This window comes from Aeromonas sp. 11P (assembly GCF_051920165.1).
GTDB lineage: Bacteria > Pseudomonadota > Gammaproteobacteria > Enterobacterales > Aeromonadaceae > Aeromonas > Aeromonas veronii.
Genome location: NZ_JBQBDJ010000004.1, coordinates 4,316,884 through 4,333,099, shown reverse-complemented (window position 1 = coordinate 4,333,099; position 16,216 = coordinate 4,316,884). Strand labels below are relative to the sequence as shown.

The following is a 16,216-nucleotide window of genomic DNA, read 5'->3' as shown; positions in this document are numbered from 1 at the left end:
CTGCGAAGTGGTCGCCGGCGCAGCCGGTGGCCATCGATCCTTTCTTAGCAGCCTGTCCGGCTGCGAAGCGGCAGCGCCTGCAGTTGGCGGCCCGGGGGCATTTCTTAGCAGCCTGTCCGGCTGCGAAGAAGGACGAACTCGCATTTAACTCCGATGACTTTTTCTTAGCAGCCTGTCCGGCTGCGAAGAAGGTGACAGCATGGAGCCGACCATCAATGACTTTCTTAGCAGCCTGTCCGGCTGCGAAGTGCTGGCCCGGGGGAACGGTCGAGCAACTGCATTTCTAAGCAGCCTGTGCGGCTGCGAGGCTGTACGTCACCCGCCACGCCTTCGAGCGCTGTTTCTAAGCAGCCTGTGCGGCTGCGAAGTTGAGGTAACCGCGCAGGTCTCCGGCGTACTGTTTCTTAGCAGCCTGTCCGGCTGCGAAGACGGCAAATCTTTGTTTTGTTTCTGTGACAGATTTCTTAGCAGCCTGTGCGGCTGCGAAGAATAATAACCCTGTCATATCTATCAATTGACATTTCTTAGTAGCCTGTGCGGCTGCGAAGCCAGAACCGATGAAGACCAAGCGCCCTCGCCATTTCTTAGCAGCCTGTGCGGCTGCGAAGGGTTGTTCAGGTGAACCGGACGCCCCATCATGTTTCTTAGCAGCCTGTGCGGCTGCGAAGGTTGTGGTGCCTGGTATCAGGCGAACGTCAATTTTCTTAGCAGCCTGTGCGGCTGCGAGTTGTTGCTCGACCAAGTAAGCGCCTTGGCATTTTTCTTAGCAGCCTGTGCGGCTGCGAAGCAGCATCCAGCAAGCAAATGTATGGCGCATATTTTCTTAGCAGCCTGTGCGGCTGCGAAGTAGAGCGCCAGCCGAAGGCTATAGGCGCGTGTTTTCTTAGCAGCCTGTGCGGCTGCGAAGGTGGCGTGGGGCGCCATCAACCATGGTGTTATTTTCTTAGCAGCCTGTCCGGCTGCGAAGCCAACAATGTCGGCGGTTGGAGCTGGGCCACTTTTCTTAGCAGCCTGTGCGGCTGCGAAGGCCACCTGAGCAACAGGTGTACCGTCCGGATATTTCTTAGCAGCCTGTGCGGCTGCGAAGGCTCGATGTCCGAGGGGGACACTGCCGGTGCTTTTCTTAGCAGCCTGTGCGGCTGCGAAGATCATCGGCGCGCCGGGGCTCGACACCCTGCCTTTCTTAGCAGCCTGTGCGGCTGCGAAGCCATCGTTGAGTTCATCAGCAATGGCCGCCAATTTCTTAGCAGCCTGTGCGGCTGCGAAGACGGCCATCTTGTTGTCGTTGAGTCGGCCGGTTTTCTTAGCGGCCTGTGCGGCTGCGAAGTTCTCGCGCTCGGCCTTGTCGGCCTGCTCCTTTTTCTTAGCAGCCTGTGCGGCTGCGAAGGGGATGCGCCGGAGTACCTGATCAAGGTGCGCTTTCTTAGCAGCCTGCGCGGCTGCGAAGGTCGCCGTCGTTCATCAGCAGCCAGATGGCTTTTTCTTAGCAGCCTGTGCGGCTGCGAAGTCGAATACGTGGACAACTCCTATGCGGGCGAATTTCTTAGCAGCCTGTGCGGCTGCGAAGTCTTTGGGCTGCTGCTTTGCCATGTAAATCAGTTTCTTAGCAGCCTGTGCGGCTGCGAAGATATCCGAGCGCCTCGTCTCTTGCGGTATCGTTTTCTTAGCAGCCTGTGCGGCTGCGAAGGTCAGCGACCTGCTCACGGATTAAATCAGCGTTTTCTTAGCAGCCTGTGCGGCTGCGAAGAGAGGCGACAGGCCCATAGCGCAGGGCTGATATTTCTTAGCAGCCTGTGCGGCTGCGAAGGCCATGACTTTGCGGAAGGCCCACTTGCCAGCTTTCTTAGCAGCCTGTGCGGCTGCGAAGCCGAAGCCGCCAAGGCCGACGCTGGCCGTGATTTTCTTAGCAGCCTGTGCGGCTGCGAAGTGATTACGCTCATTACTGGGGTGCCAGGTGCTTTTCTTAGCAGCCTGTGCGGCTGCGAAGCTGTAAAATCAGGGATGCGCGGGCTTTCTGCTTTTCTTAGCAGCCTGTGCGGCTGCGAAGTTAATGTCTATTGCTGGCCCGATTATCACTCGTTTCTTAGCAGCCTGTGCGGCTGCGAGGGCCAGCCTGATGTTTGGCTGCTGGCTGGAAGATTTCTAAGCAGCCTGTGCGGCTGCGAGGCGATCACCATGCCAGCGCAGCAGGTCGGCAAATTTCTAAGCAGCCTGTGCGGCTGCGAGGTCAGCACTCTTGCGACCGCCAACTCTGCATCTTTTCTAAGCAGCCTGTGCGGCTGCGAGGGACCACCGTTGATTACGGCCACCTTGACCACTTTTCTAAGCAGCCTGTGCGGCTGCGAGGGCAACGTCTGGCTGTTGAACCGGCGTTGAATCTTTCTAAGCAGCCTGTGCGGCTGCGAGGAGGATGAACTGGACAAGCTGCAAGCCAATCCTTTTCTAAGCAGCCTGTGCGGCTGCGAGGGTTGTCACGGTCTCGGCACGGCCAATCGGCTTTTTCTAAGCAGCCTGTGCGGCTGCGAGGTTCTCGACCTGTGCAGGTGCGACCTTTGAACATTTCTAAGCAGCCTGTGCGGCTGCGAGGAAAGAGCTGCTCAGAATGAAGGCCGGGATGCTTTTCTAAGCAGCCTGTGCGGCTGCGAGGGCGCAGAGATCACGAAGTTGACAGCAGCCACCTTTCTAAGCAGCCTGTGCGGCTGCGAGGGTTGCCCGCCGCACTCTGACGCTCACCAGCAATTTCTAAGCAGCCTGTGCGGCTGCGAGGACCAACCTGCACTGTGCGGACGCCCCACCACGTTTCTAAGCAGCCTGTGCGGCTGCGAGGTTCTCGAACTGGAACAGGGGGTCTTCCGAGCATTTCTAAGCAGCCTGTGCGGCTGCGAGGGAATCGGCCAAGCAGGCCAAGCCCTGATCCGGTTTCTAAGCAGCCTGTGCGGCTGCGAGGTGGCCCGTCTGGAGGCCTCCAAATCTGCCTTTTTTCTAAGCAGCCTGTGCGGCTGCGAGGAAGAAGCGGTCGCCCTTGTGGTATGCCTGATGTTTCTAAGCAGCCTGTGCGGCTGCGAGGTGGGGCGAAGATGAGGAGCATTGAGCCCTTGGGTTTCTAAGCAGCCTGTGCGGCTGCGAGGTTCGCCTGCACGAACGCATCATAAATGCCATTTTTCTAAGCAGCCTGTGCGGCTGCGAGGATACGGAAACGGGGAGCGCTGGGGCGGCTGCCGTTTCTAAGCAGCCTGTGCGGCTGCGAGGCAACACACAAGCGGGGTTCCGGTAACTCTCACTTTCTAAGCAGCCTGTGCGGCTGCGAGGGACGAGGGCATTGTCGAAAGCTTCCTGAACGATTTCTAAGCAGCCTGTGCGGCTGCGAGGTCTTCCCAGGCGTAGATCCCGGCGTGCTCCTTTTTCTAAGCAGCCTGTGCGGCTGCGAGGGGTTACTGCCAACGTTAACGGAGCCGCCAACCTTTCTAAGCAGCCTGTGCGGCTGCGAGGGTGAGCCCCTGGTACGGGCGAATGAACGTAGTTTTCTAAGCAGCCTGTGCGGCTGCGAGGAGCAAGGGGCAGCGTGGAAGGCGGCCAATCGTTTTCTAAGCAGCCTGTGCGGCTGCGAGGGGAACCGGCTCACAAACACGAATCCCGATGCCTTTCTAAGCAGCCTGTGCGGCTGCGAGGGCGTCCACCAAAGCCCGCCTGAACTTCTCTCCTTTCTAAGCAGCCTGTGCGGCTGCGAGGGGGCTAAGCTGGGTGTCTGGATGGGCCTAGAGTTTCTAAGCAGCCTGTGCGGCTGCGAGGGTGGTAGGAATGGTCAGCAAGCTGAGACACTGTTTCTAAGCAGCCTGTGCGGCTGCGAGGCGATTATCCAGCACATCAGCGTCAGCGGTTCCTTTCTAAGCAGCCTGTGCGGCTGCGAGGCTGCGGTAGTCGCCGAGGCTCGGCTTTTTCATTTTCTAAGCAGCCTGTGCGGCTGCGAGGTTGGCGACGCATACCGTGACCCGCGCCTGCACTTTCTAAGCAGCCTGTGCGGCTGCGAGGTCCGAGTGTTTCGCCTTAACATCATTGTGCTTTTTCTAAGCAGCCTGTGCGGCTGCGAGGCACGGTGATCGCCAGGTTGCCGAACCCTTTCATTTCTAAGCAGCCTGTGCGGCTGCGAGGTTGAACCAGTCGAGCGCCTCTTTTGGCGGAAATTTCTAAGCAGCCTGTGCGGCTGCGAGGGCCATCAGGCAAACCGAACACCACCACCTCAATTTCTAAGCAGCCTGTGCGGCTGCGAGGAGCAGCGCTGCCGAGAAGACAGAGACGGCGTATTTCTAAGCAGCCTGTGCGGCTGCGAGGATCGGGAACTTGTTAGAAAGGCCACCCTTTAGTTTCTAAGCAGCCTGTGCGGCTGCGAGGACTTGGCCATTCTCGGTGAGCGTTGGCCCGACTTTCTAAGCAGCCTGTGCGGCTGCGAGGAGGGGTTTTCGCTGGCAGACTTGGCCATTCTCTTTCTAAGCAGCCTGTGCGGCTGCGAGGAAGGCCAACTACCACGTTGAGCTGGCCAACATTTTCTAAGCAGCCTGTGCGGCTGCGAGGATTTGGTGAGCGGCATCAGCCGCATTCACTCCTTTCTAAGCAGCCTGTGCGGCTGCGAGGTGCTCGGATGTCGCCTTGATCTCTTTGTTGCTTTTCTAAGCAGCCTGTGCGGCTGCGAGGGTTATCCACGGCTCGGAACCCCTTATCCATCATTTCTAAGCAGCCTGTGCGGCTGCGAGGTGAGAAGCGGCGCATCTCCAGCAGGTTGCGCTTTTCTAAGCAGCCTGTGCGGCTGCGAGGGCCTCGGCGGCTGGCCCTTTGTCGTTCTGGTTTTTCTAAGCAGCCTGTGCGGCTGCGAGGCCAACTACACCGGCTATGCCTCTCGCCTGATCTTTCTAAGCAGCCTGTGCGGCTGCGAGGAGGGTGGAGCAGGCCGCCATGACCAGCCACAATTTCTAAGCAGCCTGTGCGGCTGCGAGGAAAAATTGATTGTTAGATCGGAATCGGCCGATTTTCTAAGCAGCCTGTGCGGCTGCGAGGTGAGATATGGAGTTAAGGAGCATCAGCAGCGATTTCTAAGCAGCCTGTGCGGCTGCGAGGGGCCGGTGGCAAACTCACCGCTTGAGTACACTTTTCTAAGCAGCCTGTGCGGCTGCGAGGGATGAGGCCAAGCGACAGACTATCCGCGAGGCTTTCTAAGCAGCCTGTGCGGCTGCGAGGCACATGCTGGCCCAGCCCTGGCAACAACCAGATTTCTAAGCAGCCTGTGCGGCTGCGAGGCGTTCGCCTTCATCGTCAAAGCGCTTGATTTCTTTCTAAGCAGCCTGTGCGGCTGCGAGGGATGGCGCAGTGCAGCATGGCTGGCTCAGCTCTTTCTAAGCAGCCTGTGCGGCTGCGAGGGACCCGTACCGCGATGTGGCGAAGCCACGCGATTTCTAAGCAGCCTGTGCGGCTGCGAGGGCTCACACATCCCGCGCTGTCTCCCTGCATATTTTCTAAGCAGCCTGTGCGGCTGCGAGGTGCGCATCATATGCAGCTATCACCGTGTTTGTTTTCTAAGCAGCCTGTGCGGCTGCGAGGTCATCAAGTTTAACCAACGAAGAACCCCAATTTTTCTAAGCAGCCTGTGCGGCTGCGAGGGCTCGCCATTTGTGACCACGAGCTCCGTGTGTTTTCTAAGCAGCCTGTGCGGCTGCGAGGTCACTATGTCTAATCGTGGTGGCGCTCGCGATTTTCTAAGCAGCCTGTGCGGCTGCGAGGGTTGTGGCGAGCTTCCACTCAGCCGCCCATGCTTTCTAAGCAGCCTGTGCGGCTGCGAGGCCGAAGTCCTGACAGGTCTCGCCGCCGTGGTCTTTCTAAGCAGCCTGTGCGGCTGCGAGGGGTCTGCAAGTGCCGATCTCAAGCTGGTCGCCTTTCTAAGCAGCCTGTGCGGCTGCGAGGTGTGATGGGGGGAAAGATGGCACGTCTATCGGTTTCTAAGCAGCCTGTGCGGCTGCGAGGTCGTTTGCTGAAACATCAGAGCTGGACCCGCATTTCTAAGCAGCCTGTGCGGCTGCGAGGGGCGGACATATCCGCCCTGTGGCTGTGATGCTTTTCTAAGCAGCCTGTGCGGCTGCGAGGCGCTACGTCAGTGCTATCTATCAAGCGCTTATTTTCTAAGCAGCCTGTGCGGCTGCGAGGCTGACCTGAACACACCGGACCAGATTGCCCAGTTTCTAAGCAGCCTGTGCGGCTGCGAGGGAGATCCATTACCCGCTTGATGACTGGATGATTTTCTAAGCAGCCTGTGCGGCTGCGAGGTGTTGCACGTTAGTGCTATCTGATTGATTGTTAAAGAACTCGGTTAGCTTTATACACAAAGCCCTATTCGAGCAAGGGCGTAGAACACATCTAGAATCAATGTGTTAGCTACACCCTTGAAAATAGGGTCAGAACCAGGGAATGGTAACCGTGGCACTTAATCCATATGCGTTAAATTCACCAACCACCGGCATATCAAGCAAGGGGCCGTGCTCGATATAGAGCCGCATCCTGCTACCAGTAGAAAGACTGTGCATCTCGGCATAAGGAAGTGTCATTACTTTCTGTTGAGTATCAGGGATGCGTATCAGCGCCTCCTCTTCGGTCAACCAACCCTTTGCCACAGAACGACGACGCTTGTTACGGGCACTCTTGGCATTAACCCTTCTTACAACCCTAAAACAGGCTCCTTCCGGCACCGTGGCAAGCTCACCGATATGGATATAATCACGCATCCCTTGCAACCAGTTCACCTCAGTGAGGTTAAGCAAGTCGGCCAAGGAGCCGTGCAAGCGCAGACATTCTCCTAGCGTGCGTTTATAGCCGGGGAAGCTGACCCCTACCCTACCCTTGGTCAGGGAGGGGAGCACCCGATGCAGTTTGGCATAGAGGGCATTAAGCAACTCCACCTGGCCAAATTCGGGGTCGGGCAGGACACGAATATCAAGGTAGTGATCCATAGGAGCTCCTTAGTCTGCCTCACCGAAGACGCCGCCGCGTATCAGGGTCGCAATCACATAGTGCTGTTGTTCCACTGATGGAACATTGTCTTTCAGCATCCAGCCATCGAGCTGGTTATAAAAGTCGAGCTTCTCTTTGGGTTGGCGATAGGCCGTGCCACGGCTGGTAACCGAACCATACGGCTCTACTGCGATCGGTCCCAGTTCCTCTGAACCTGGGTACCAGGTGTCGATGGTGCGTAGGGCGTTGCCAATTTTCTGGGAGTGCATCGCGGCAATACCATCCACCTGGTAGAGGTACTTGCTCTTTTTCCCCTCTTTGCCACCACTCTGGTCGAGCACCAATTCCTGAGAAGGGAACACTTCCTGACCGGCCCCGATACGAACAAATGTCTCGACACTTAACAGCGCGAAGTCGTTGCCAAGCAGCCCTTGTCGGATTACTTCAGCCAGTTCAGCCAGCGCACCTTCTGGCTTGGTAAAGGTACGCAAGTTGAAGTTCAGGGCATCAAAGACCCAGCTCTGCTTAGCCGAGCCTTGCTCAAGCTGGCTGATGCGTACCTCCACGGCTTCAGCCCCAACCCGGTTGCGCCACAGGAAGCGGCCATTAGCCAAGTTCTCGGCATAACGGGCCGCCAGCTCATGGAACTGGTGTTCACGTACATAGCCATCGATCTTCTCTACCAATACCGACTGATAAGCCTGATCGTTGCAGGCAGAAGGCTGGGCCAGGTTGCCCAGCACGCGCAGGGTAAAACTAACCCGCAGGGTATCGGCATCGAAGGGCAGCGTCGCCACATCGACCCGCTGCAGATTAGGTTTCTGGATCTCGTTATCGAGCTTGGCCGAGTCTTCGGCAGTAGCTTTCTTCAAGCGATTGGAGATGGTGCCACGCACGGCTTTTTCTTGCAGTGATACCGGAAGCCAGGCAGCAGGGTTATCCCGCTCTTGCCAATTACCGGCGAAAAGTCGGGCATCGGAGTTAGCGAGCTTGCGCTCGAAGGCCAGAACGGAGGCGGTTTTGATTGTTGCTTTTGCCATGATGTGATTCCTTATCTTCCGGTGATTAGCTGATAAATTCTTCATCGTCTTCTTCAATACTCAGAGAAGGCGCGATGTAGTGGTTTTCACAGAGGTAATAGGGTTCCTGATGGCGATAGCGCCATAACAGGGCATCAAGACTCTGAATCCGGTGTGGGCTGACCCACTGACCCAAGGTGTAGATAGACTCAACAAACCGAAAAGGGGTCTCCTGATCGCGGCTACTGAGAACAGAACCCGGTTCATGGAGGGAGGAGATACCTTGGTAACCCACGGCCAGTGGTACCAGATAACCGGACGCCGGTTTGGCCAGTTGCGGCCAGCTCACCACACCGGCTTCATCTTGCTGCGCCTGATAGCGCAGGGTGACAAAATCGAGCAGGCTGTCGAGCACCTCAACGCCAGTCTCGGTGCTGGACCGCTGTTGATGGTGAAGAGTTAACAGGTCATGACGGCAGACCAGGGCAAAGCCCGGTAGCAAGCCCATACACAAGCGGCGTAGCTCGCGCTCCTCATAGCGCTCGCGCCACTGCACCAGCTCAAGGCTGGTGATAGTTCCCCCGGCCAAGCGCAGGGTCGGCACGGTGCGTTCAAACCAAGCTTGAAGCTCTCGGACTCGTTGATCCAGCGCTCCCGTTTTAGGTAGCTGGTCGGCGTCAAAATCACACTCAATCAACAGGCTGATGTCGAGGTGCACACGCCCCTCTTCATTAAAGGGAGCCGTCTTCCCCTCTTTGGTCAAAGGGTTGCGCGTCAGAGCAAAGACCTGCTCACGGCGGTTGCCAAGCGACTGACTCTGTAACACGGTGTGATGAGCGATGACTGCGCAGCCCCCTAGGGTGAGGCCATAGTTCTGCTCAAGGCGGCGTGACAGGGCGTGAGTGAAACCCAGAAAATGGCTGATGGCCGGAAAGCCATAGGTCAGCCCGCTGATAGCATTGGCATTTTCTACCTTGAGGTGACGAAGCAGCAGGGTCGATTTCATGCCCATTCCTCCAGATCCTGTTGCAACAAACGCAGTTGACTCGCCAACTGACGACGCCAGACATGCAGCTCAGCATCCCCGATATGGGCCAACCGCCTTTGCAGCCGCCGATTGAGTCGGCGACCAAATTCCAGAGCTATCTGATTGGCCTCTTTATCGGAGAGTGTCTGCTCGTCGATGGGATCGAGCCAGCGGCAAAACGCCTCGCTCATCGGCTCAGTCATCGCCCGGCTCCAGCCCGCAGGCAAGGTACGCAGCTCGGCGCCGTAGTGGAGTAGCGCCCCCATCAAGTCATCCACCAGCACAGCTCGGCGCTGTTTGATGGCGGCGTTGTTATCAACCAGCACCACCGACTTGAGAAAACGGCTCAGCTCACCGAGAGTGGCCGCAACCCGATACTCGTAGCGTATCCAGAAATGCTCGTGGCTCTCGGGCGCCGTAAGCCGGTCTTGCCACGCAGGTGGTTGGCTGCTCAACAGATAGGCGCGGCCGTAGCGTTTACTGTTAAGAAGAGAGACATTTTGGGGTTTGGTGCCGCCAAAGTGCTGCTCCGCCAGATGGGGAAAGTCCACGACGGTCAATTCGGAAAACTCTTTTTTACGGCAAGCATCTCGCGCAGCCTTCGCCTCATCCCCGAAGCGAGACTGATCGATGCGTTGATACAAGGCATGACACAGCGAGCTGGCAAAGAGGGGGCTCAGCAGGTGGTATCCCCCATCCACGGGAAAATAGATCTGCTTGGCCAGGGGGTGAGTAGTCACAGCACCACCTGCCAAGGCCTGAGAGAGTCCATCACACCATGATTCCAGCTGTGTCTTATTGTTGCTGAAGGTTGCAAGGGCAGAGGAATCGCCATCCTGAATCAGATCCACCAGCCGTTTGCCGTCCGCTTCGAGCAGCAACAGATTGGCCACATCGAGGGCTGCCGCATTGCCGATCACATCGATAACCGGCGCAGTCAGACTGGCAGTAGAGAGATACTCTTCCCCCGTCATCCCTTCGACTCTAGCTCCAATCCCCCGCGCATCCCCATGGGTAAACTTGGGGGCATGGGTAACCAATGTTATCTGCTTGGCCCGTTTGGCAGCATCGTCGAGCCACTCCCCCTTGGAGGACCATTTTTCTGGTTTGGCCTCCTGCCTTGCCGAGATATAGTCATCGATGACTGATGACAACTGTTCCACCCCCATTGCTTCCTCCCTAGTACCTAAAGATGTTTGACAAGATCCACCTGACCGACCGGAACGAAAAACACCACATCAATGTTCAGATGCAAGTTGCTTGCGATACCTGAGCCGATACAAAACAGCCCAGCCAGTACAAGACGTTGTACTTGTTTCATTACGCCCCCACAAAGATCCATACCGATCCCTATGGAGCTATGGTGAACTTGGCTTGCCGGAAAATCAACAGCCAATGCTCGTGTTCTTTTTGTAAAACTTTCCTATCAGCTGTATCTGCTTGTTTTGATACTCGCTATAATCCTTAATCTGTCGAACAGACAGCTCAGAAAAATGCACGTGTGCTTTTCTTCTCACCCTAGCTACCGAACAGGTAGAGTCCTGTATAAGGCGCTCAATTGAGCGCCTTATACACACCGAATTGCGGGTCATATCGCCAAGGCTTGGCACTCTGCTCGTTTAGTGGCAGACGGATCTCGGTAAAGGTGTGCGATAGCCTGGCGGCATCCCACTCCAACTGCTCCCTCAGGGCGGCCAACAGAGGCTCTGGCTCGTTATTCAACCAGGGGGCGACCCGTTCGGCGGGCGTAAAGGTCTGGCGCTCGAAACAGCTAGCCTCCACCAGCTCAGGCTCACCACGCTCTTCGAGCCGGTGAAAACGCAGGGGCTCATCCTCATCACCCTGATAGAGTACAAAGCCTTCGTCGGGGCGCGACTCCCGAAAGCGAGTTTGCCGCTGCATCTCGCCAGCCCAATCAACATGGTATTGGTATTGCCACCACTGCTGAGCCGGCGGCGTATCCAACCGCTTGCCTCCCTTGCTGTAGCCAAACAGCCGGACGTGGAGATGAGCGTGCTCCAACGCATCGAGCCGATTGTAACGGCCACTCAGACTGATGCCCGGTGGCATCTGGATGGCTGGTGCCGCAGAGATCCACTCGTAACAACTCAATGGCAAGCTTGCGTTCATATCCGAGTCATTGAGTTGGAATTGGCTCGACTCAAACCCCGGCTGACAATAGGCCGGGGTCACCCCTCGCAACGCCTTGACATTGCGATTGAGGATCAAGAGGTTTGGAGCACCTGGCCCCCTCTTGCGGTGACGCTGAATGCGACCGGCCAACTGGATAAGAGATCGCATTGAGCTCGGCTCGGCGATGGCCCAGTCATAGTCGTGATCCCGCCCCACTTCGGCGACCGGCGAGGCAAAGACGATAAACAGGTGGTGTGTCTCGGGTTGCGCCAGTGCATGCTGCACCTCTGGGCGCAGCCAAAATGCGTCGCTATCGTGGCGGGTCAGCAGGGCATCAAGGTGTTCTTCCATATGGGATCGGACCAACAGCGGATGGTGGCTGTGATAGATACAAAAGTGGATGCGTGTATCGGGTGGGGGGGCTTGGGCCAGCACCTGCTGGGCGATGGCGACCAGCGGATTGATATTGGCCATACGTACCAGGCCAACCGAACAACACTTGCCTGAGACGTGGCGCTCATGATGCTCACTGTGTAGCAGGAGCATACCCTCACGAACCGCGCTCGCCATGGCTTGCACCACCTCATCGCTACTTTTTCCACTTGCACTCACAGACCATATTGCTCCCCGGCGCAGGGCGGATTGCTCGGCCAGCTTGGTCAGTCGAGCGGCCACAAACTCTTGGTGATTAACCTTGAAAGCACTCTGTTCAGCCAGATCCTGCTGGGCGACCCCGAATTCATCGAACCAGGCACAGCAGATAGGGGGCATGAGCCCTGGCTGGCCACAGGCTTTGTGGTAATGGGCTCTCCCCGCCTGATAGGCAGCAAATAAGGCATTCAACAAGGCGGGCTGCAAGGTAGCCGATGAGAGCAGCACCCGACTACCCAGCATCCCCGCCCAATTGACCAGACGACAGAGGGCAGGCAGATCGGACAGCCCGAAGTCATCGGGTTCATCAAGCACCAGATCCGAGGTGAGCAGACGCAGCATGGGGGCAATCTGCTTGCCGCCACGAGTTCCTTCGGTCGCCAGGATCAGGTGATCGATGGTGCTCACCAGTACAGGGGCGCTGACCAATTGATGCAAGGCAGGAGATTGTTTGAGCCAGCGACGTAGTGGGCCGTCATCGAGGGCTCCGTCGTAACGCACATGCATATTGGTATCAAGCAGCGACTCTGCCGATTCAGAGCCACTCTTAGGCTCGGAAAGTGCCTTTCGGGTTCGAAGCTCATGGAGCTGCTGCACTGCCGTAGAACCTATCAGCACGGCCAGATCATCAGAATCGAGTGATAACCTAGCTCTCAAGGCATCGCCGGTTTGCAACGTCAGGGTGCGAAGGCCCAATGCGACGCTAAAGCGGCAGCCTAGCTTTTCATCGGCCAGCCCGTACATGATGCGGGCATTGGCAAAAGTTTTTCCGCAGCCGGTTGAAGCCATATTGACCCCAAAGAACCCCTGCTGCCGGGAGCGGTGAACCAACATTCTGGCCAAATCAAATGCCTTGTCCTGCCAGCGAAATGCACTCTGTTGGCTGCGCTGTTTAAAGCCTTTGTGACGAGTGATTGCGGGTAGATAAGGCCGCAGTTTAGGCAGACTCTTGGCGAGCAGATAAGCGTTATGGCCCACGCCGATATTGTGCTCATCAAGCGACTGTTTGAGCCTGCCCGTGACGCGATCGGTATTGGCATAGGCCCGATAATCCCTGTCTTGCCACTTCTCGGTTACATCACCTGAGGAGTAGGCATGGTCTGCCAACATCAGGCACAAACGAGCCAAATGAGCAGTGAAACGATCGGATAGCCAATCCCGGTCTTGCCAGAGTGAATGACACTGTAGCGCTCGCTGCGCCAGACTGTTGGCTTTGCTGCACCAGGTTTGACTGGCGAGAGGAGTACCGTGAGGGAAGACCCAAACACGTTGCCATGCATCCTTACCCCATTCAGGATCGCGGCATTGGGGGGAGTTCCAGCTGGCATCAAAGCGCCCTGAATCTACCGTTAACCGTTCCAGAGGAGGCGTGCCGACGGCTTGCTCATGTTTGGCGTCAAACTGCGGCAAACGATGGTGCGAGACGATAAGCCAGCCGATGATGCGAGCGATCGGCGGTAAGGCTTCGAACGGGTTTACTCTGGTTGGATGTGCCTTGCTCTCGGTCAGCTTACCAAGACCTGCCAATGCCTCCTTTTCATCATTTGGGTTCACGTTAGAGAGCGCTGTTAGCCACTGCAGGTCGCCCCGACCATCGACGAAAGCTTCAAAGATGCGCAGCGAGACCCACTCATGGCGAAGTGGCTCGCTCAGCTCACGGCGCTTGCCCGTGAGCTTGTCCTGAAAGAGCCGGTTGGCTTTGCCCAGATCGTGAAAAAGGCCAGCGATCGCCGCCAACAACGCCATGGCTTCACCAGAGTGCCAGAGATTCTCATCCTGGCTGCGCAGGATATTGCGCCCGGTACTGTTGGTCGGTACCGAACCCTGCTCATTGAAGCGGCGGACATTGCCAACAATCCAGCAAAGCTCGGGCCCCGAGCTTTTGAGCCAGTGACAGGATACGGCGGTGTTACGACGGGCCGTTTTACGTAGCAGTTTGCGTAAAGTATCGAGGCCATTTTGGGTGATCGTCGTCGCCCAGGTTCTCTCACCTTTACGTTCGGCAAACTGATCCAGAATGCGCCTTGTTTCATCCAAGGCTCGTTTACTGCACTGGGAGACCAACAGCACATTCATCGCCCCACCTCACTTAGGTCGGCGGCTACCGACTGCAAGGTCTCAATCATCAGATCCAATGCACCGTGCTGATTAAAGCGGCCGATGATCCGCTGGCGAAATTCTTGCTCTTCTTCCCCGGCCATGGCAGCGATAAAAGCCTGGGGCAAGATGAGCGCATCCTTGATCAGATCAGCCACATCAAACACCAACCCACCGCGACGGGTTTTACCATGAAGTACAGAGAGACCATGGGGCAGGCCGATAACCCAACAAGCGGTTGCGGCAAGGCCATAGGCGAGATAGTTACCGTGATCGAGAAAACGGTTGGCCATGTCGATGCCACTGCCATGCTTGGCACGGGTAAACTCGCCATAACACACAGCATTGCCCGCCAACTTGTAGAGCATCTTGGTCAAGCTGGCCTCTTGTGCCAGCACATCGGTAGTACTCTGACAGTGAGCAAGCTGGGCCTCGAAACGTAACAAGGCACTGTCGAGAGCGGCCTCATCGAGCGCGAATGCCCGCTCACGTTTCATGGCCGCCCCCACCCATACATTGCGAATCTGGGCGATACGCACTTTTTGAAAGGCGATGGCCGCTTTTAGCCTTGCATCATCACAAAACCAGAAGCTAACCCACTGCTGCAGATATTCGGTTGGCCTGTACTCGCTCTGGGAGGTGAGCCAACTCACGCTCACCTCAACTTCATTGGCAGCAAAAAGAGGTGTGCCACCACCGCCACAAAAACCAACCAAGACACCCGCCTTCGCCAGTTCCCGCATGGCAGCCTGAGTAATAGATGTGCCTGTTCCCAGCAGGATGCAGGTAGTATTGGCAATCGGAATATTCCAATAGAGTGACTCTTTTCCTTCATCGGTCACATACTCAACACGACCACCATTGACCAAGACCCGGCAATACTCCAAGTAGTAAAGGTTGGCCCGTTTGGAATGCAAAATGGTCTTCAGATCAGATGGGTGTAGCTCTGCCATATCCGAAAGCTTCCTCTTGATAAGCTCTGGCTATTCTTAATCGCTCACTGGCTCACCGGCTGAGCCAGTGGTGCCACTGCCTCATGTTTTTTTAATCCGGCCTCCATGGCCGCTATCACACTCTGACGCAGTTCAAGTGGTGCAAGCACCTCAACCTCGCCACTAAAGCGCATCAGGTCGCGTACCAGTTCGCGTTGATCGGCATAGGGGAAAGTGAGACGAATATGGCCGCTTGGCTCTATGGTCTGGAGCTGCTCCCGGTGCCACTGCACATCTCTAACCCAAGGGGTAGCAGATGGGTCAAAGCGCAGCTCGGCCTGTTGCAAATCAGCTCCAGCGAAGATGCCATAGCCATTTGCAAAGAGCGCATCCAGCTCAGGTGTCCCACATTCGCAGGCGGCTTCATCCAGCGCTTTGGGTTCGACTATTCGACTCAAGGCAAAGAGGCGCAAGGCTTCTCGTCCATGACACCAGGCAAGCAGATACCAGTTGTCCCGATACCAGCAGAGACGTTGTGGCGATACTTGACGCTTTTCGGACTGATGTTGTGTGGGATGATAGAGAAAGTGGAGTTGACGCCTGGAAAACAGCGTTTGTACCAGAGGTAGGAATAGCTCTGGGGGCACGTATTGGCGCCCGATGCTTTCCACACGCAGGCGGTCAGCTTCATTCTGCCACTGGGGACCCAGCAAATCTCCGATACGTGCCTGCAACTGAGCCACCCCCTGCTGCTGCAGACCCGGTTGCACATCTTGCAGCAGGCGATTGGCCATCAAGAGCGCAAAGGCTTCCGATTCGGTAAGCCAAACACCCGGCAAGGTAAATCGGCCATCATCGGTATCGTAGCGATAACCACGAGCGATCGGGTCCCAGATTATTGGCGCCTGATAACGGTCTCGCAGCAATTCCAGCAGCCGTTTGAAAGTGCTGGCTGAGCACGCAAGTCGCTCGAGTATGACGGCGCGTGGAACAGGGTAACGAAAGTCCAAGAGTAACTGGTGTAAGGCAAGGGCTCGGTTAAGTTGTTCCATTCTTCTGTTAAGTTATTGGTTAATAACGACTAGGCTACCACTTAAGGAATGGAAAAACCCTATCGAGTCTCACATATACGCGACCTTTAGAGACCGTGCGTTATCTTAGTTTCTTGTATTTCGCCACTTGTTCGAGGAAGTAGCGGCCCAGTTCACCTTGATGTTGGTTCGCTTCGCTTTCTGCGCTGGCCAAGTAACCGTTGCGCTCCTTCCATACCGCATATGCGGCGGCCTTCTCAACCTCGACCCGTTCTTTCTGCTCTTTCGGTAGGGCACACAGATTGTGACTCATACTGACCTCTTTGTTATTTGTCG

9 protein-coding genes and 1 CRISPR repeat array (1 of these 10 cut by a window edge) are annotated in these 16,216 nt (G+C 56.5%); all 9 genes read right to left on the bottom strand.

Annotated features, from left to right (window positions below; all coding sequences use genetic code 11):
* A CRISPR array of direct repeats spans window positions 1-6,309; the repeat unit is 28 nt; unit sequence TTTCTAAGCAGCCTGTGCGGCTGCGAGG (it extends 380 nt beyond the left edge of the window).
* Between the two features lie 128 nt (window positions 6,310-6,437).
* Window positions 6,438-6,989, bottom strand: a complete 552-nt coding sequence (gene cas6f / locus ACTG1P_RS20125; RefSeq protein WP_440002064.1) for a type I-F CRISPR-associated endoribonuclease Cas6/Csy4 — start codon at window positions 6,987-6,989, stop codon at window positions 6,438-6,440.
* A gap of 9 nt (window positions 6,990-6,998) precedes the next feature.
* Entirely contained in the window at window positions 6,999-8,030 is a 1,032-nt protein-coding gene (gene csy3, locus ACTG1P_RS20120) for a type I-F CRISPR-associated protein Csy3 (protein ID WP_440002063.1), read from the bottom strand.
* Between the two features lie 25 nt (window positions 8,031-8,055).
* Window positions 8,056-9,015, bottom strand: a complete 960-nt coding sequence (csy2, locus tag ACTG1P_RS20115) for a type I-F CRISPR-associated protein Csy2 (RefSeq protein WP_421305662.1) — start codon at window positions 9,013-9,015, stop codon at window positions 8,056-8,058.
* On the bottom strand, window positions 9,012-10,205 hold the full coding sequence (gene csy1, locus ACTG1P_RS20110; protein ID WP_440002062.1) for a type I-F CRISPR-associated protein Csy1: 1,194 nt from the start codon (window positions 10,203-10,205) through the stop codon (window positions 9,012-9,014). The genes csy2 and csy1 overlap by 4 nt, the downstream gene beginning before the upstream one ends.
* A gap of 17 nt (window positions 10,206-10,222) precedes the next feature.
* Window positions 10,223-10,357 (bottom strand): hypothetical protein, encoded by a 135-nt coding sequence (locus ACTG1P_RS20105; protein ID WP_265324542.1) that lies wholly within the window; start codon window positions 10,355-10,357, stop codon window positions 10,223-10,225.
* A gap of 233 nt (window positions 10,358-10,590) precedes the next feature.
* Window positions 10,591-13,896, bottom strand: a complete 3,306-nt coding sequence (gene cas3f, locus ACTG1P_RS20100) for a type I-F CRISPR-associated helicase Cas3f (protein WP_440002061.1) — start codon at window positions 13,894-13,896, stop codon at window positions 10,591-10,593.
* Entirely contained in the window at window positions 13,893-14,870 is a 978-nt protein-coding gene (cas1f, locus tag ACTG1P_RS20095; protein WP_267512028.1) for a type I-F CRISPR-associated endonuclease Cas1f, read from the bottom strand. The genes cas3f and cas1f overlap by 4 nt, the downstream gene beginning before the upstream one ends.
* 44 nt (window positions 14,871-14,914) lie before the next feature.
* Complete coding sequence (locus ACTG1P_RS20090) at window positions 14,915-15,901, bottom strand: helix-turn-helix transcriptional regulator (RefSeq protein WP_267512027.1); 987 nt, start codon at window positions 15,899-15,901, stop codon at window positions 14,915-14,917.
* A 100-nt stretch (window positions 15,902-16,001) separates the two neighbouring features.
* Window positions 16,002-16,193, bottom strand: a complete 192-nt coding sequence (locus tag ACTG1P_RS20085) for a DUF3283 family protein (protein ID WP_440002060.1) — start codon at window positions 16,191-16,193, stop codon at window positions 16,002-16,004.
* Window positions 16,194-16,216 lie beyond the last annotated feature (23 nt).